We start from the raw sequence: 17,729 nt of genomic DNA, 5'->3' as shown, positions 1-17,729 counted from the left end.
TAGTATCACAAATTGTGCCGGGCCTCCACCTGCCGCGCAGGGTCAGGAATCATCCGGTACAGGCCTTAGAAGGCGCTTACTTTCTGATATTAACATAAATCCTCTGACGGCGGTATCCTTTTCTAAGATGCATAAAACTGCCTTCCTCTTCTAAACCTAACAGGTAATTACAATGCCATGAAGGAGCGGAAACCTATGTCACGTAAAAATTTAACCGTTGCAGGCCTGGTTACGGCTGCGCTAACGGTACTGCTGCTTACATTTGCCTTGCGGCCGGACGGCACCAGTACCCTGCGGCAGGCTTCTGTGCCGAATCCCTCTCAGGAAAAAACCATTAAAAAAACCGCCCTGGTACAGGACGTAACGGCCACCGACCGGCTGAACCGCACGGATGCCAGCAGACATCTTCAGACCATGCTCGCGGATACCCATGGCGCTTCCCCGGAGGAGCTCTCTGATTATGCCAAAAAACTGCAGCAGGATCACGGCCATATCACGATGCTGATGCTGCTGGATTTCCGTACCCAGAAGACCACCACCTACAAATCCTCGCTCCCCGAGGGCACCGACCAGGAGAATAAACAGCTGCTGAAGTACCTGAATACCGCCAAGACAGCGATTAAAGGCCATCAGGCCTATGAGTCTCCTTCTTTCATCATCGGCAGCAGGAAGTATTACTTCGTGGCCCAGCGGGATAAGGAAGCGGAGCTCGGCGTAATCGCCCTGATTAATCAGAAAATCCTGGATAAGGTTGCAGAGCATCAGCTCAAGAATCTGCGGCTCATTCCCTATCCGAAGGAAGGCAAGTACCGTGTAGAATCGGTTCATACAGATACCCTGCAGGATATCACTGTGAAGACAGGACATGACAACGAGAATGCCAGCCATTACTACGAGAATGAGATCGTCGTCCGCTTCCAGAACGGTCATCCGACAGCAGCACAGCTGCAGACCATCACGGCCGATATCCGCTGTAAAGAACCGCGCAAGCTGGGCTATGCCTATATTTTCCGTTCGGACAAGATGAACTATTCCCAGCTCAAAACCTACTTCGGCTATAAATGGCATCCGCTGTATACCGAGCCTCACTATATGTACTTAACCAATGATACGTACAGCGAAAATACCGGGGCAGGCGTAATTACGCCGAACGACCTGCTGTTCTCCAGCTATCAGTGGAATCTGCCGGCTATCGAGACGGGGCAGGGCTGGAACCTGTCCAAAGGGAGCAAGGAGGTCATTGTGGCGGTAGTCGATACCGGAGTGCAGGGCAATCACCCCGATCTGGCCGGGCGGCTGCTCACCGGGTATAACGCGATTACAAGCGGCAGCACGCCTGATGATGATGTGGGCCACGGCACCCATGTCGCAGGCATTATCGGGGCACTGACCAATAACGGGGAAGGTGTGGCCGGGATCAGCTGGTATAACAAGATTCTTCCGGTAAAAGCACTCGACAACTCCGGTGCCGGCACCACCTATTCGGTGGCTGAAGGGATCATCTGGGCTGCCGATCACGGGGCTAAGGTCATTAATCTCAGCCTTGGCAACTATGCCGATTCCCAGTTCCTCCATGATGCGATTAAGTATGCCTATGACCGCGATATTGTCATTGTCTCCGCTTCCGGCAATGACAACACCGAACGGCCCGGTTATCCGGCTGCCTATGAAGAAGTGATTGCCGTTGCCGCAACCAATTCCACAGGGGACAGAGCTTCCTTCTCCAATTACGGGGATTATATTGATGTCGCCGCCCCCGGGGAGAGCATCGCCAGCACCTATCCTGACAATCAGTATGCGGCGTTATCAGGCACCTCTATGGCCAGTCCCCATGTTGCCGCCCTTGCCGGGCTGGTGCGCTCGCTGAATCCGGCACTTACCAATAAGGAGGTCATGGAGCTGCTGACCGCAAATGCTGTCGATCTCGGTGATGCCGGGCATGACAAATATTACGGCTGGGGCCAGGTGGATATTTATAAGACACTGCAGGCCGCAGGCGGCCAGCAGGTTCCGCTGCAGCTGTTCCCGCAGCATGTGGACAAACAGCTGAAGTCAATGGAATAAACACCCCCACAAAGTGGAGCCTTGGCTTCGAGGTTGACTCAGGTACTTTGCGGTCGCTAGCTGCGCAAGGAATGCAGGTGCTGGCCCAGCAGGAGCAGAAACTGCTTCAGCCCGCGCTGCATCCCCTCTTCTGTGAGCTGCGAGTAGCATAACCGGATATGCCTTGAGGGCAGATCTCCGGCATAACAGACATCACCGGGCAGGAAGGAGATGCCTTCCCGCTCGGCCAGGGCATGCAGCCGCTCAATAGCGGGCGCTTCCGGCAGCTGCAGCCACAGGTTCAGCCCGCCTTCCGGGAGCCGCCAGGTTACTCCGGCCGGAGCATACTGCTTCAGCAGCCGGGCTGCCGCTTCTTTGCGCTGGCGCAGGGCGGTGCGCAGCTTCGCCGCATAAGCCTCGTACTGCCGGTCAATGAACGGCAGTACCGCCCGCTGGGTCAGCAGCGGGCCGCCGAGATCACTGGCCGATTTGGCGGCAATCAGGCGGGACAGAATGTTGCCTTCAGCGGCTACACAGGCAATCCGGCTGCCGGGGGCCAGGACTTTGCTGAAGCTTTTCATATAAACCACATGCCCGCCGGTGTCCATCGACTTGATGGACACCGGCGGCGGCTGATGGAAATACAGATCACTGAACGGATCATCCTCCACAATGAGACAGCGGTAGCTGCGGGCAAGCTCCAGCAGCCGCTGTCTTCTTGTCATGCTCATCGTGACGCCGCTCGGATTCTGGAAGGTAGGGTTAGTGTAGATGAGCTTTGGCGGCCGGAGGTCACACATTGCCGTGAGCTTATCCACCATCATCCCCTCCCCGTCCACCGGCACGAAGATCATCTCTGCCCCCCGTCCGGCAAAAACATCAATAGCCCCGGTATAGCTGGGCGCCTCCAGATACACGGTATCCCCGGGACCGACGAAGGTCCGGGCCACCAGATCAATCCCCTGCTGGGAGCCGCTTGTGATCATCAGATCATCCGGTCCGATGGCTATCCCCCGGCTCTGCAGATGCCTGCGCATCACCTCACGCAGCTCCGCATCGCCCTGGAAATTGCCGTAGGAGGCCATCAGCTCCGGCTGCTCCTTCACCAGGGCGGCCATCGTGGCGCCAATCGGCCCGAGCGGAAGCAGGCTGCTGTGAATTGCAGCCAGATGGAAGGGATACTCCACTTCCCGGTAATCGAAATTACGCCACAGCTGCGCCCGCGGCAGGTAATCATCATAGCTATCCTGCCAGCCTGCTGCCGTATCCGGAGCAGTCCGCTGCCGCTCTGCAACATAGCAGCCTTTGCCCTGGCTGCAGATAATATGTCCGCGGGCTTCCAGCTCGGCGTAAGCCTTGCTGACCGTTACCTGGCTCACCTTCAGCGAGGAGGCCAGCCCCCGGACAGAAGGAAGCCGGCTGCCCGGCTGCAGCAGGCCCGAGGTAATCCGCTGGGCCAGCGTTTCACTGATCTGGCGGGGCAAGGATTTGCTGCCGCTGCGGAGTAAGTCAATACGCATTCCGCTTCCTCCTCAACTGTTATATTCACCGCTTTACTGTTATACAGCTATACCGTTATGATACAACAAAATTAAGCACAGCGGGGAGCTCGTATCATGAAGATCAAATATGCCGAGATGACAAACCACCTGGGGTCCTCAGCCGTCAGGGACATACTCAAAATCACCCAAGGCAGCGATATCATTTCACTTGCCGGCGGACTGCCGGCCGAAGAGTTGTTTCCGGTCGAAGCGGTCCGTGAAGCATATAACCGCGCATTGGCAGCCGACGGGTCTGCACTGCAGTATGGATTAACTGAAGGGTATCTTCCGCTGCGTGAGCAGATTGCAGCCAGGCTGACCGTTCAGGGCCTTCCTGTATCTGCAGCCGAAATGCTGCTCACCACCGGCTCGCAGCAGGCGATTGACCTGCTCTGCAAGGTTCTGCTTGATCCCGGCGATGCCGTGCTGGTTGAAGCGCCAACCTACCTGGCCGCCCTGCAGGTGCTGGGCACTTACCGTGCTGACATCCATGTGGTCGCCAGCGATGAACAGGGCATGCTGCCGGAGCAGCTTGAGGAGCAGCTCCGCTTGCGCCGGCCGAAGCTGCTGTATGCTGTCCCTACCTTCAACAATCCGTCCGGTGCCACCTGGAGCCGGGAGCGCCGGGAACAGGTGGTGGAGTTGTGCCGGAAACACGGCGTACTGATTCTGGAGGATAATCCGTACGGGGAGATTGCCTTCGATGAATCTCCGGGCGCATATCCGCCCACCCTCGCTGCTATCGACAGAAGCCTGGGCGGCGAGCCTAGCGTAGCGTACACCGGCACCTTCTCCAAGATTGTCGCCCCTGCCCTGCGCACCGGCTGGATTGCCGGTCCGCGCGAACTGATCGGAATGGTCGCCAAAGCCAAGCAGGCTGCCGACCTGCACTCCAGCGCCATCGACCAGCGCGCCCTGCATGAGCTCCTGCAGAGGTTTGACCTGGAGAGCCATATCCGCCTGATCTCCCGTGAGTATCAGTCCCGGATGAAGCTGCTCTCGGCTGAGCTGACCTCCCGGAACTGGGAGGGTACGCATTTCCTCGAGCCGCGCGGCGGCATGTTCCTGTGGCTGAGCCTGGCCGGCCACATCAACACCGCCGAGCTGCTCCCCCTTGCCGTTCGGCAAGGCGTCGCCTTTGTGCCGGGTGAAGTGTTCTATTCAGCCCGGCCGCAGAAGAATGCGATGCGCCTCAACTTCACCCACACCCGGCCGGAGCTGCTGCCGCTTGCGGTGCAGCGTCTTGAGGCTGCACTGACTATGTATGCAGAGCGCTTGCCCGCTCTGTGATTTCGGCCGTGTAATTTATATGCGCCTGCCTGCACAACGTACAATCACGTTGCAGGCAGGCGCATTTTTAGATATTAGCTTAATTAAGCCCTTTGCAGGAGAAGTGATTACGCTAATTCAAGTGAACCCGCGCGCAAAAAAGCAGCCCCCCGCAGGAGGCCGCCTCAAATGTCTATATTCGTATGGACATTACTAGTGCTTATAAGTTGTCAGTTAGGAAAGTTTGCCGTAAGCCGGGTTCTGTGCTCGTCGTGGTTCATACGGGAACTACCCTCCCACCATAAGCGACAATCATCTATCTAGGCCGTACATTACTGCACAGCTCCAGCGACCAACCTAGACACGCCTCAGGCGAAGGCTGCTGCTTCCCGTGAAGGAAGAGCTGTGTCTCATTAGGTCTTGCTCCAGATGGGGTTTACCAGGAACGAAGTCACCAGCGTTCCTCGGGGTCTCTTACACCTCGGTTCCATCCTTGCCTGTGCCGCCCGGGGGCGGCCATCGGCGGTCCATTTCTGTGGCACTATCCTTCGGCTCGCGCCGACTGGACGTTATCCAGCACCCTGCCTTGTGGAGCCCGGACTTTCCTCCCGCATACGTTCACACGCATGCCGGCGATTGTCTGTCAAACTTTCCGAAACAACATTGTATATTATACAGATTTGCACCAGCCGGCACAAGAGCAAATAATTGCTATCTACAGAAAACTAAAAGGCTCTGTTTTCAGCCTGGAGGCGTACACCGCCGTGCTGCTTTTCTGATCCTTCAGCTTGCCGGCCAGATACCCGGCTACCTTCTCCTTCATGATCTTCTCCGCATTGTGCCCCGGATCAATCAGCGCAATCCCGGCCAAATGGGCATCCTGTGCCGTATGGTAATCTATATCGCCTGTAACCAGCACATCGGCTCCCTTGAAGATGGCGCTGCTGTAGTACTTCGCTCCGGAGCCGCCCATGACGGCTGCCTTGCGGATGGGCCGGTCCAGATCGCCAACTACACGGACACTGTCCACATCCAGCCCGCTTTTGACCACCTTTACGAACTCTCCGAGCGTTGTCGGCTCTTTAAGCTTACCGACCCTTCCCAGTCCGAAGCTGCGTCCCTTAAGATCCATGGAGTACAGGTCATAAGCCACTTCCTCATACGGATGAGCCTTCAGCATTGCCTGCACCACCTTGCCCCTAACTCCCTGCGGCACAATGGTCTCGATGCGGACTTCCTCTGCACGCTCCAGCTTACCTTGCTTGCCGATATAAGGGTCAGTCCCTTCATGCGGCAAGAAGGTCCCATAACCTTCAATGTTAAAGCTGCAATGGCTGTAATTGCCGATCCATCCGGCACCGGCGTTCAGAATGGCATCCAGCACCTTCTGGTGATGATCCTTCGGCACGAATACAACCAGCTTGGACAGCTGCTCGGTATGGATATCCTTAATCGGTCCGCCGTTCTCAATCCCGAGCGCCTCCGCCATCCAGTCATTCATTCCGCCTTCGGCCACATCAAGATTGGTATGGCTGATGTACACCGCAATATCATTTTTGATCAGCTTCTCGTACAAGCGACCTGCAGGCGTATCGGTAAGAATGCCTTTTATCGGCTTGAAAATAATTGCATGATGGGCAATGATCAGATTGCAGCTATGGGCAATCGCTTCTTCAACTACATCATCATTTACATCCAGCGCCACGAGCACACCGGTAATTTCCTTTTGCAGGCTGCCCAGCTGAAGTCCGACATTATCCCATTCCTCAGCCAGATGCTTTGGAGCCAGCTGCTCCATATATCCAATTACAGTCTGTCCTTTGGCAAACATTCCAGCACCTCCCGAATCCGGTTGATCTGTAAGGTGAGCTTGCTGCGCTTCTCTTCTGCCGCCTCCAGCTCCGAGCGGGACAATGAGGTTAATATCCCTTCGAGCTTGGCGATTTCTCCCTGCCACTTCGCTACGAACACCTTATTCGGTGCCTGAAGCAGAAAGGGTCCCATCTGCAGCAGCAGCGCCTGGTCACAGACTACTTGACCGCCGCCAAGCACCTGTTCACGGTACAGCTGTTCATTCCCGCCGGCCGCCCCGCTGCTTTCCGGGATTGCGGTGAGGATTTCATAGGTTTTGCCGTCTTCCTCCAAAATATGCTCCGAAATCAGCACCCAGCCGTTTCCCAGCAGCCAGCGACGCAGAATATCCTCACCGACATTCGGCTGCAGTGCCAGTGTCTTAACGCCCGACAATTTCCCCAGCTTCTGCCCGCGGTCCAGAATCGCAGCGATCAGTGATCCGCCCATGCCGGCAATCGTGATGCAGTCGGCTTCGCCCGGCTCCAGCACTTCCAGCCCGTCGCCCCGGCGTACAGTAATTTTGTTGCCAAGACCTGCTTCAGCTACACCTCTGCGGGCTGCTTCAAAGGGCCCGGAATTCACTTCACCGGCAATAGCAGACGGTACTCTGCCGCTTTCTACTGCTGCTACCGGCAGCAAAGCATGGTCAGAGCCGATATCGGCAAGCCTGCTGCCTTCCGGCACCTGCTCCAGCAGCAGCTGAAGCCGGTCTGATAATTTTACGTTGTTCATGAGGCCACCCACGTTATCCATTTTTTTCTGAAGATGAACAGCAGGGCAAGGCCTGCAGCCACCTTCAGTATTAGTACAATTGACGTCCACTCCGGGAACCCTGCCCTGAGCCACAACGCATCGATCTCCGGCATCAGCCAGAGCGAAACCCCGACGCCCAGGTACACGCCCGACACTCCGCTAACCCGGTGATACAGCAGCCAGCTCAGCCAGATCATCAGTACACAGAGCGGCAGCCAGAGCAGCTCCAGCTCCAGAATAGATGCATCCGGTCTGGCCTGGCCGAAGAATCCGGCATACAGCAAGGCCCAAAATGCGAACCCGCAGAAATGGAGCAGTCCGATCCGCATGAAGAACCCAAGCACACACCATAGCAGTGCGCAGCCGGCAATCAGTAAAGGCCGCCAAAAGTCCGGGTCCAGATCATGCAGGACAATTAACCACAGCCCGAAACCGATTGTAAGCACGCTGCCGATTCCTGCCAGCATCAGACTGATCATTTTGTTGCGGTCCGCATAAATGGCTGAATACCCATAACAGACAATTAATACACAGAGCGCCGTACCAAGTTGCAAAGGCCAGGGAAAAACGCTAAAATAAAGACTAATCAAGAAAATCAAGGAAATTATTCCAAAACCAAACAGCCATATTTTGATGCTTCCTTGCTGAAGATTCCGCAAGGAAACCGGGTTGCTGTCTTTGATATCCGCCTGATCATCATAGAGATTGGTCAGGAAATCACAATATTGCTCCGGCAGCAGCTTGCTTCGTCTCCAGTACTGTATTTCTCTTAATATAGTGTCACGTTTCTCTAAGTTCAACCGTTCATCCCTCTCTTCAGACCTTGCTGGTACCATATTCAAGCTAAAAGGACCTCCTGCCACCGTGCAGCAGAAGGTCCGGCCTTACAGTCTATTCAAGGAAATCCTTCAGCCGCTTGCTGCGGCTTGGATGACGAAGCTTGCGCAGTGCCTTCGCTTCGATCTGGCGGATACGCTCACGGGTAACGCCGAACACCTTGCCCACTTCCTCAAGGGTTCTCGTCCGTCCGTCATCCAGCCCGAAACGCAGACGCAGTACATTCTCTTCACGCTCAGTGAGCGTGTCCAGCACATCCTCCAGCTGTTCCTTCAGCAGCTCATAAGCTGCCGCATCCGCAGGCGCAAGCGCCTCCTGATCCTCAATGAAATCTCCCAGATGCGAATCATCTTCCTCACCGATCGGTGTTTCCAGCGATACCGGCTCCTGGGCAATTTTCATAATTTCTCTAACCTTTTCTACCGTCAGCTCCATCTCTGCCGCAATCTCCTCCGGCGAGGGCTCCCGGCCCAGCTCCTGCAGCAATTGGCGGGAGACCCGGATCAGTTTGTTGATCGTCTCCACCATGTGCACAGGAATACGGATGGTCCGCGCCTGGTCGGCAATCGCCCGGGTAATCGCCTGACGAATCCACCATGTAGCGTACGTACTGAATTTGAAGCCTTTATTGTGGTCAAACTTCTCAACAGCCTTGATCAGACCCATATTGCCCTCCTGAATCAAATCCAGGAACAGCATGCCGCGGCCGACATAACGTTTGGCGATACTGACAACGAGCCGGAGGTTCGCTTCCGCCAGTCTCCGCTTTGCTTCCTCATCACCATTCTTGATTCTCATCGCCAGTTCCACTTCATCGTCTGCCGACAGCAGCGGAACACGTCCGATTTCCTTCAGATACATCCGGACAGGGTCGTTAATTTTGATTCCCGGCGGCAGCGAAAGATCATCGTCGAAGCTGAAATCATCGCTGTCCTTGTCTTCATTGTCATCGCTCGGACGGAGACTGTTGACCTCTTCATCATTCTCGTTTACAACCTCGATCCCCAGATCGCTAAGCTGCTCGTAGAATTCCTCCATCTGCTCGGGGTCCTGATCAAACGGCGACAATTTCTCCATAATATCTTTGTAGTTGAGTGATGATCTTTTCTTGCCATGATCAATAAGCTGATCCTTCACCTGATCCAAAGTAAATTCTGCTTCCAATTCAGTATGCTGATCGTTCGCCATAATTCGACTCCCTCCTCCCTAGGTACATCCTGTCAACTGCTCATTGTCTCTCTAGGGCTAAAATTTCACTTGCTATTTGTGCTGCACGCAAAAAATCACCTGATTTTTCCGCCTGAATCATCTCTTCACGCTTGGGTTCTATTTTGCGCTGCAGAGGATACTTCCGCACTTCACGGATACAATCGTCCAGAACCTGTGAGCTCCAGTCCGGAGGGGTATCCATCATGGAAATCGCGGTGGCAGTCTTCTCCAGACGGTCATCTTGAAGCGATGATAGAAACCGGCTAATCCCGGGTGGTTTGCCTTGCGCATAATAGGCATATAGATAAGCGGCAATTGCCGCATGATCATCAATATTGAACTCTTCCCCGAGGCGCTCCCCAACATAGGCCGCCGCCTCCGGATCCTGAATCATAAATGATAAAAGGCGCCGTTCCGCAACATGATAAGCAGGCAGCAGCGCCGGTGTCTGCACTTGCCCTTTTTTATGCCTACCATTATTCCACCTTTTGTCGTTATTATCCCCTTCAGGAAGGTTTTTTTGCATGGACGCCCGAAGTAAATTGCAATCCTGCTTCAAGCTCTCATAGGACAGCTCCAGCTCGGAGGCGATTTCCCGCAGGTATACTTCCCGCTCTGTCGAAGAATGGAGCCCGGCAATAATCTCCAGAGCCTCCTTGACATAGGCAATTTTGCCGTCTTCCTCTAGGAGTATATGGGTTTTTTTCAGATATATAAGCTTAAATTTTATGGATGATACTGCAGAGTCAATCACCTGTTCCCTGAACCTGTCCCCGCCATGCCGGGAGATAAATTCATCCGGGTCCACACCGCTTGGCAGCAGTGCAACCTTGACTCTCAGGCCGCTCTCTTCCAGCATCGGAATAGCCTTGAGTGCTGCGGCTTGTCCCGCTTTGTCCCCGTCATAGGAGAGAACAATCTCATCCCCCAGACTTTTCATCAATGCCACATGGCTCTCCGTAAGCGAAGTTCCCATAGTAGCTACCCCGTTATGCACACCTGCCTCCCATGCCGAAATGACATCACCGTATCCCTCGAACAGGACGATTTGCCGCGTTTTGCGGATGGATGCTTTGGACTGGTGCAGGTTATACAGGATCCGGCTTTTATTGAACAACCGGCTTTCCGGGGAATTTAAATATTTCGGCTGCCCTTCTCCCAGAATTCTTCCGGCAAAAGCAATCGTCTTCCCCATACGGTTCGCAATTGGGAAAATCACCCGGCCGCGGAAACGGTCGACATAACCCTTGCCTTCCCCTCTGGCAGACAGCAGTCCGCCCCGCTCCATCTCGGCGAGATCGAAGCTGCGCTTCTCAAGAAACTGCTGCAGCGTATCCCAGCGGTCCGGTGCATAGCCAATCTGAAACTGGTCGATCATTTTACCGCTGAAACCCCGGGTTCTTAAATATTCCATGGCGGCAGTGCCGTATTCCGTGTTCTTCAGCAGAAAATGATAGAATTTTGCCGTTAAATCATACGCCTGGATCAGACGGTCCCGCTCCGGATCCGGTGGAGCCAGTGCCCCGCCTCTTCCCTCGGGAACGGGGATATCACTTTCTTCCGCCATTATTCTGACTGCTTCGGGGAAGGATAACCCTTCGATTTCCATCCTGAATTTGATGGCATTTCCGCCCATACCGCAGCCAAAGCAATGAAACACTCCCCGGTCGGGGGTGACGGTGAAGGAAGGGGATTTCTCCGAATGGAACGGGCAGAGGCCCCATAAATATTTCCCCTGCTTGGACAAATGGACAACCTTACCGACTGTATCGACAATATCATGCCGCGCCAGCACGCTTTCGATAACCTCTTCCGGAATATTACCGTGTCCGCTAGCCAATTTTTCCACCTTCATCTCTTAACAAATAAATATAATTCGCTATTGTTACACATTCTCCTGCAAAAAAGTTAAAAGTTTTGTCAGTTTATGTTGAAAAAGATTTTTTTCTTCTGCGGTGATCGCTTTCGGACCTTTGGAATAATGTCCGCGCCGCCGCTCAACCGCCCGGGCATGTCTGCCCTCAAGCATGAAATCCATTGTTGAATCCTCGTACTCCTGCCCCCGGTTCGAGAGCACCCTGCAGCGTTTGCCAAGTGCCAGTGCCGCCAGCCCGTAATCCTGCGTAACAACAATATCTCCTGCCGAAATATGATTGGCGATATACAGATCGGCACTGTCTGCCCCGCGGTCAACCTGAACAACGGCTACCCCTTCTTCGGCCCTCAACACATGATCGTAGGAAGACACCATCAGTACCGGAGTGCCAAAGCTGCGGGCAACGGCAATTATCTCTTGCTTGACCGGACAGGCATCCCCGTCCACCACAATCTTTCTTGGGGAACTTTCCATCATCTTCACCAGATCCCGTGTAATATATATACGCTCCGCCTGACAGAAATCCTTCTTTGAAAAGCATAAATACGGAACGGATGTCAACTTACGCATTGGCACCGTTCCGTATATTTATACCCTAAACCCTCAATCTATACCATAAATCACAAACATTAAGCAAAATACAGCCTGGTTACCACACCAGCTTGCCGAAATCGGCAAACAGCTTGGAATCTGCATGAATTCCTGCCAGGAGCGCCAGGCGGTTCGTGCGGATCGCCTCGTCCTCAGCCATAACCATTACGGAGTCGAAGAATCCGGTAACGGTGCTTTCGATTCCGGCAAGAATCTGCAGAGCTTCAGCAGCATGCCGCACACCGAGTGCAGCACGGTAAGGCTCGTGAATCCCCTGCCAGGTCTCATACAGCTTCTGTTCCGCCTCTTCCTTAAGCAGGGAAGGCTCAATTACAGCACCTTCAGGTGCTTTGGCGGCCAGATTGCTGACACGGGTCAGCGAATCTACTGTGATTTTGAAATCCGCTATATCTGTTACGGCGTTCATCAGTGCAAGGCTTCTGCCCACCACATCAACGATATCATCAAAGCCGGCAGCAGTCGCCGCATCCACAACATCATACCGGACATTATTGTCGGATAACAGGCGTTTTACGCGCAGGCCGAAGAACTCGTACAGGTTTATACGCAGTTCGGGCGTGAAATGTTTCTCTGCACGTAAACTTTCATGAACGTCCAGTGCCGCAGCAAAAATTTCCTGCAGGCTGATGCTGAGCTGATGCTCCAGCACGATCTGCACAATGCCTGCTGCCTGACGGCGCAGTGCATAAGGATCCTGTGAGCCGGTCGGGATAATGCCGATGGAGAAGCAGCCGACAATGGTATCGATTTTATCAGCGAGACTGACTACGAGACCCGCCTCTGTCGAAGGAACGCTGTCCCCGGCAAAGCGCGGCTGGTAGTGCTCGAAGATTGCTTGGGATACATGGTCTGATTCACCGGCTTTGCGGGCATAATCTTCACCCATGGTGCCCTGCAGCTCGGGGAATTCACCGACCATTTGCGTTACGAGGTCAAATTTGCAGATATCTGCGGTGCGGCTGACTTCAGCTTGAGCTGCCGCCGGCAGCTCGAGCTTCACAGCGAGCCGGTCAGCGATTGCCCGGATCCGGCGGACCTTGTCACCGACACTGCCCAGATCCTCGTGATATACAATGTTCTCGAGCTTCGCCAGCGCATCGTTAATCTGCAGCTTCTGATCCTCTTCATAGAAGAATTTGGCGTCCTGCAAGCGGGCGCGCAGCACCTTCTCATTACCTTTGGCAATCACGTCCAGCGATACTTCATTACCGTTACGCACCGTTACGAAGAACGGCAGCAGCTTGTTGTCCTCCCCAAACACCGGGAAATAACGCTGATGCTCACGCATCGAGGTAATCAGCACATCCTGCGGGATGTTCAGGAAAGCCGGATCGAATGTACCGAACAATACGGCAGGTGTTTCTACGAGGAACAATACTTCCTCCAGCAGATCCTCCTTGATGGCAATCGTCCAGTTCTTCTCTTCAGCCAGCTTGTTGATTCCGTTCAAGATAAGCTGCTGGCGTTCCTCTACATCTGCCAGCACATGCTGGCTGCGCAGGGCTTCCACGTACACAGCCGGTTCAGCAATAACGGCTTCCTGCCCAAGAAAACGGTGGCCGCGGCTTACATTTCCGGCTTTGACTCCGGTAATTTCCAGATCGATGATCTCCTCGCCGAAGAGGGCAACCAGCCAGCGGATCGGACGGACAAACTTGAAGTCATAAGCGCCCCAGCGCATATTTTTCGGGAAGGTCATCGCACTTACAATGCCGGTAAGACCTTCAGACAGCAGGGAGGCTGTTTCAATCCCGGTGCTGTTCTTGGTGGCATAGATATACTCCACACCGGCCAGCTCTTTGAAGGTAAACTGCTCCGGATCTACTCCCTGGCTGCGGGCAAAACCAAGTGCAGCCTTGCTCCATCCGCCGCTCTCATCCTGTGCAATCTTGCGCGAAGGCCCCTTGACTTCCTCACTTACATCCTCCTGCCGCTCAGCAGCATCCTTAACGAGTACGGCAAGCCGGCGCGGCGAGGCATAAGCGGTGACACCGCTGTTGCTGATCCGTGAAGCCTCAAGCCATTTCACGGTTCTGTCCTTCAGCTGCTCCATAGCCGCACGGATAAAGCGGGCCGGGATTTCCTCGAGACCGATCTCGAACAAAATATCTTTAGACACGGTCAGCACCTTCTTTCTTCAGCAGCGGGAAGCCCAGCTTCTCGCGTTCCTCCAGATATGTTGCCGCAACAGTGCGGGCAAGATTACGTACTCTTGTAATAAAGCCTGTGCGTTCGGTTACGCTGATCGCTCCGCGCGCATCCAGCAGGTTGAACGTATGCGAGCATTTCAGCACGTAGTCATAGGCCGGGAAGACCAGATGGTTCTCCATCGCTCTGCGTGCTTCCTCTTCATAAGTGTTGAACAGGTTGAACAGCATGGCCACATTGGATACTTCAAAGGTATACGTGGAATGCTCCACCTCCGGCTGATGGAATACATCGCCGTAAGTCATTCCGTCCACCCACTCCAGATCGAAGACATTTTCCTTCTCCTGAATATAGGAAGCCAGGCGTTCCATACCGTAAGTAATTTCTACTGCGACCGGACTTGCTTCGATGCCGCCTACCTGCTGGAAGTAGGTGAACTGTGTAATTTCCATACCGTCCAGCCACACTTCCCAGCCGAGGCCTGCGCAGCCCAGGGAAGGATTCTCCCAGTTATCTTCAACGAACCGGATATCATGCAGCAGCGGATCAACTCCGAGTGCCTTCAGGCTGTCCAGATACAGCTCCTGGATATTGTCCGGGGACGGCTTGATAATGACCTGGAACTGGTGATGCTGGTACAGGCGGTTCGGATTCTCCCCGTAACGTCCGTCGGACGGGCGGCGTGAAGGCTCCACATAAGCCACTTTCCAGGGCTCCGGACCGAGGGAACGCAAAAAGGTCATAGGGTTCATCGTACCCGCCCCTTTTTCCGTATCATACGGCTGGACGAGAATACAGTTCTGGGCTGCCCAGAACTGCTGCAGTGTCAGAATCATCTGCTGAAAGTTCATACTACCGACTCCTTCGCTTTACAAGTGTGTACTGCTGCCTGCATGTAACTGACTCTTGCTGCCCGCATTGGAGGCGGCACCAGCTTCTGTATCCCTGCTGCAGGTTATGAAAGATTCGTCTTCCGCTTCCCCGCCTCAAGGCAAAAAAGCTCCCGCCCCCATGCCTGATTAACAGACATAGGGACGAGAGCTTTGAATTCTTCTCCCGCGGTTCCACCCTACTTGATTACGCTTCGCGAAATCCACTTTTCATGCTGCCGCTTCCGTACTCCCGGGTGCCCTGTTCATGAATATTGGCCTGCCAGGCTTCCACTGTCCCCGGTTCGCTGAAGTAAGGCAATTAATTCATTACTTTCCCGATCACTGCACTGTCTCCGTATTCCGGAGCAATCACGGCATTGCTATAAAGAAACTGAATTTATAGTAACGGATAATTCGGATTTCGTCAAATATTGTATTTATCGAGCTGATCAAGAAAGCTCTGCGACTTCAGTCTCAGGCCCAGCTGCATATCCATAAATGACCGCATGATAGCTTTAAGTTCGGCGCGGGTCTCCGGCTTCACACCGACATTGCCGAGCCGGGTTAAATCAAGTGCGGCGAACACACGCAGCAGCTTCAGGGCGCGCGGCGAAATCTCCAGGGCCGGAGGATCATTATGCCGGCAGCTGCGGCACAGCACGCCGCCCAGACGCGGGCTGATTCTCAGCTCCTCATCCGGCTTCTCCTTACCGCATACGATGCAGGCATCCAGCTGCGGACCGTAACCTGCCGCCTGCAGAACCTTCATCTCGAAAACGTTAATAATAATGCCCGGTTCCTTATCCTCTTCAAGCGCATTGAGGCAGGCAGACAGCTGGCGGAACCAGAAGCTGCCCGTTTCTTCATCATGCAGCACCCGGTCAAGCAGCTCGCACGCATAGGAAGCATAGGCTGCCTTAACCAGGTCCTCACGCAGCTTGTGATGAGATTTCGTAATCTCTCCGGCATTTAATGTGCCCAGCCCGCCGTTATTGCGGAAAAACACGAATTCTCCGGTTGTGAACAACTGGATCAGAGCAGCATGGCGGCTTTTAACCTTTTTCGCCCCGCGTACCAGTACACCTACCTTGCCGGCGTTCTCGGTGCAAAGCGTAATAATGGCGTTCCCCTCACCGTAGTCCATGCTGCGGATGACGATCCCTTCCACCCTGTGTAGCATGCTTCTTCCCCCAGCCACTCGGCCAGCAACCAGTCCTTATTCGGCTTCTTCATTAAGAACCATCTCTTCCTCCGCAGGCACAAGCTCACTGCCTTCCGGCGAATTGCCAGCTTCCCTGTACAGCAAATACGCATCGACATCTCCAGTCATTGCAAAATACTTCCACGAAAAGTTCCGCATTCGTATTCATCCTTTCTTCGGAAACACGATGTCTCTTCAGAAATAGGATGTGCGAAGCTGACGGATCTATCCTTGCAATTCCTGCCAGGGCGGCGCAGAGAGGAAATTATTATTCTTTGTGGAAGCCCAGATCGCGGAGTACGCGGTCCTGGTTGCGCCAGTCTTTTTTCACTTTTACCCATAGTTCCAGGAAAATCTTCGAGCCCAGCAGGTTCTCGATATCCGTCCGTGCGCGCCGTCCGACTTCCTTCAGCAGCGCCCCCTGCTTCCCGATAATGATCCCCTTCTGTGAATCACGCTCGACAAAAATAATCGCAGAAATATGCACAACGCCATTCTGTTCAACCCGCATATCCTCAATGGCAACCGCAATGGAATGCGGCACTTCTTCGCGGGTCAGATGCAGAATCTTCTCACGGATCAGCTCCGCGCAGACGAACTGCTCCGGGTGATCCGTAATCTGATCGTCCGGATAATACTGCGGGCCTTCCGGCAGATACTTCTGCACCTGCTCCAGCAGCGTATTCACATTGCTGCCTGCTTTGGCGGAAATTGGAACAATCTCGGCAAACTCGTACAGCTTGTTATATTCTACAATCATCGGCAGCAGCTCTTCCGGATCGATCTTGTCAATCTTGTTCATTACAAGGATTACCGGTGTCTTGACGGAGCCCAGCTGCTCGATAATAAAGCGGTCACCGCCGCCCAGCCCCTCGGAAGCATCCACCAGGAACAGTACAGCCTCGACCTCATGCAGCGTACTCATCGCTGTCTGGTTCATATAATCGCCCAGCTTGGATTGCCGCTTATGGATACCCGGCGTGTCCAGGAACACGATCTGCGAATTATTGGCGGTATATACGCCATGAATTTTGTTGCGGGTGGTCTGCGGCTTGTCCGACATAATAGCGATCTTCTGGCCGATCACCTGATTCATCAGTGTCGACTTGCCTACGTTCGGTCTGCCGACAATGGCGACAAACCCTGATTTGAATTTCATATAATCCTCCTATTTATCTTACAGCTTGGTCTTTGTTTTAAAATGCTGAAGAGCTTTTAAAAACTTTTCGATCCCCCTAAATCCCCCTTCGCCAAGGGGGACCCCAAGGGCCCCGGCCCTCTGGACACCCGGAACTGGCGTGGGCGAAGTGTTCGGTGCCTAGGCGGGCGGATTGGAGCATAAGCGCTTTTCGTTCCCTGCGGGAACACGCTTGACGACGGCGCGGGAAAACTGGTTACTTGAACATCTGGACCATACCTGAACCGCACCTGAGCCGCACCTAATTCACGTCTGAACCATACCTAAATCACACCTAACCAGACTTGAACCAAACCTAATTCCTCCAAAACATACT

At 54.1% G+C, this 17,729-nt stretch carries 14 protein-coding genes and 1 other RNA gene; 2 read left to right on the top strand and 13 right to left on the bottom strand.

Translation table 11 applies throughout. The annotated features are described in order from the left end of the window. The first annotated feature begins 195 nt into the window (after window positions 1–195). A complete protein-coding gene (locus LOS79_RS00555; protein ID WP_315415504.1) occupies window positions 196–2,064 on the top strand; it encodes a S8 family peptidase in 1,869 nt (622 codons plus the stop codon). A gap of 56 nt (window positions 2,065–2,120) precedes the next feature. Here the strand turns inward: LOS79_RS00555 and LOS79_RS00550 are convergent, their stop codons facing one another. After that, a complete protein-coding gene (locus LOS79_RS00550) occupies window positions 2,121–3,563 on the bottom strand; it encodes a MocR-like pyridoxine biosynthesis transcription factor PdxR (protein WP_315415502.1) in 1,443 nt (480 codons plus the stop codon). A gap of 96 nt (window positions 3,564–3,659) precedes the next feature. On the opposite strand from LOS79_RS00550, the gene LOS79_RS00545 reads away from it, so the two are divergent. After that, window positions 3,660–4,874, top strand: a complete 1,215-nt coding sequence (locus LOS79_RS00545) for an aminotransferase-like domain-containing protein (protein ID WP_315415500.1) — start codon at window positions 3,660–3,662, stop codon at window positions 4,872–4,874. Window positions 4,875–5,088: 214 nt separating this feature from the next. On the opposite strand, the gene rnpB is transcribed toward LOS79_RS00545, so the two are convergent. From rnpB to era, 12 genes are all read right to left on the bottom strand, one after another. Then, an RNA gene (gene rnpB, locus LOS79_RS00540) (RNase P RNA component class A) lies at window positions 5,089–5,505 on the bottom strand. A gap of 63 nt (window positions 5,506–5,568) precedes the next feature. Further along, entirely contained in the window at window positions 5,569–6,684 is a 1,116-nt protein-coding gene (locus LOS79_RS00535) for a Nif3-like dinuclear metal center hexameric protein (protein ID WP_315415498.1), read from the bottom strand. Beyond that, window positions 6,660–7,439 (bottom strand): tRNA (adenine(22)-N(1))-methyltransferase, encoded by a 780-nt coding sequence (locus LOS79_RS00530; RefSeq protein ID WP_315415496.1) that lies wholly within the window; start codon window positions 7,437–7,439, stop codon window positions 6,660–6,662. Before LOS79_RS00530 ends, LOS79_RS00535 begins: the two co-directional genes overlap by 25 nt. Next, complete coding sequence (locus LOS79_RS00525) at window positions 7,436–8,302, bottom strand: hypothetical protein (RefSeq protein WP_315415495.1); 867 nt, start codon at window positions 8,300–8,302, stop codon at window positions 7,436–7,438. Before LOS79_RS00525 ends, LOS79_RS00530 begins: the two co-directional genes overlap by 4 nt. 49 nt (window positions 8,303–8,351) lie before the next feature. Beyond that, window positions 8,352–9,485: an RNA polymerase sigma factor RpoD gene (gene rpoD, locus LOS79_RS00520; protein WP_315415494.1), complete on the bottom strand. Its 1,134-nt coding sequence runs from the start codon at window positions 9,483–9,485 to the stop codon at window positions 8,352–8,354. A 40-nt stretch (window positions 9,486–9,525) separates the two neighbouring features. Then, a complete protein-coding gene (gene dnaG, locus LOS79_RS00515; RefSeq protein WP_315422592.1) occupies window positions 9,526–11,346 on the bottom strand; it encodes a DNA primase in 1,821 nt (606 codons plus the stop codon). A 45-nt stretch (window positions 11,347–11,391) separates the two neighbouring features. Further along, window positions 11,392–11,859: a YaiI/YqxD family protein gene (locus tag LOS79_RS00510; protein ID WP_315415492.1), complete on the bottom strand. Its 468-nt coding sequence runs from the start codon at window positions 11,857–11,859 to the stop codon at window positions 11,392–11,394. 172 nt (window positions 11,860–12,031) lie between these two features. Beyond that, window positions 12,032–14,113, bottom strand: coding sequence for a glycine--tRNA ligase subunit beta (glyS, locus tag LOS79_RS00505; protein WP_315415491.1), 2,082 nt, complete (start codon window positions 14,111–14,113; stop codon window positions 12,032–12,034). After that, window positions 14,106–14,993 (bottom strand): glycine--tRNA ligase subunit alpha, encoded by an 888-nt coding sequence (gene glyQ / locus LOS79_RS00500; RefSeq protein WP_315415490.1) that lies wholly within the window; start codon window positions 14,991–14,993, stop codon window positions 14,106–14,108. The genes glyS and glyQ overlap by 8 nt, the downstream gene beginning before the upstream one ends. Window positions 14,994–15,438: 445 nt before the next feature. Then, window positions 15,439–16,194, bottom strand: a complete 756-nt coding sequence (gene recO, locus LOS79_RS00495; RefSeq protein ID WP_315415489.1) for a DNA repair protein RecO — start codon at window positions 16,192–16,194, stop codon at window positions 15,439–15,441. Between the two features lie 36 nt (window positions 16,195–16,230). After that, a complete protein-coding gene (locus LOS79_RS00490) occupies window positions 16,231–16,374 on the bottom strand; it encodes a YqzL family protein (protein WP_315415487.1) in 144 nt (47 codons plus the stop codon). Between the two features lie 109 nt (window positions 16,375–16,483). Next, entirely contained in the window at window positions 16,484–17,374 is an 891-nt protein-coding gene (gene era / locus LOS79_RS00485; protein WP_315415486.1) for a GTPase Era, read from the bottom strand. Window positions 17,375–17,729: the final 355 nt, after the last annotated feature.

This window comes from Paenibacillus sp. MMS20-IR301 (genome assembly GCF_032302195.1).
Classification (GTDB): Bacteria; Bacillota; Bacilli; order Paenibacillales; family Paenibacillaceae; genus Paenibacillus_AQ.
Note: the sequence above shows the minus strand (reverse complement) of the source record. Positions and strands in the feature narration are given on the sequence as shown.

Coding starts and splice junctions, on each gene's coding strand:
- LOS79_RS00535 (WP_315415498.1), bottom strand. CDS start 6,684: ATGTTTGCCAAAGGACAGACTGTAATTGGATATATGGAGCAGCTGGCT.
- era (WP_315415486.1), bottom strand. CDS start 17,374: ATGAAATTCAAATCAGGGTTTGTCGCCATTGTCGGCAGACCGAACGTA.
- LOS79_RS00530 (WP_315415496.1), bottom strand. CDS start 7,439: ATGAACAACGTAAAATTATCAGACCGGCTTCAGCTGCTGCTGGAGCAG.
- LOS79_RS00545 (WP_315415500.1), top strand. CDS start 3,660: ATGAAGATCAAATATGCCGAGATGACAAACCACCTGGGGTCCTCAGCC.
- LOS79_RS00510 (WP_315415492.1), bottom strand. CDS start 11,859: ATGATGGAAAGTTCCCCAAGAAAGATTGTGGTGGACGGGGATGCCTGT.
- LOS79_RS00555 (WP_315415504.1), top strand. CDS start 196: ATGTCACGTAAAAATTTAACCGTTGCAGGCCTGGTTACGGCTGCGCTA.
- LOS79_RS00490 (WP_315415487.1), bottom strand. CDS start 16,374: ATGCGGAACTTTTCGTGGAAGTATTTTGCAATGACTGGAGATGTCGAT.
- rpoD (WP_315415494.1), bottom strand. CDS start 9,485: ATGGCGAACGATCAGCATACTGAATTGGAAGCAGAATTTACTTTGGAT.
- LOS79_RS00550 (WP_315415502.1), bottom strand. CDS start 3,563: ATGCGTATTGACTTACTCCGCAGCGGCAGCAAATCCTTGCCCCGCCAG.
- recO (WP_315415489.1), bottom strand. CDS start 16,194: ATGCTACACAGGGTGGAAGGGATCGTCATCCGCAGCATGGACTACGGT.
- glyQ (WP_315415490.1), bottom strand. CDS start 14,993: ATGAACTTTCAGCAGATGATTCTGACACTGCAGCAGTTCTGGGCAGCC.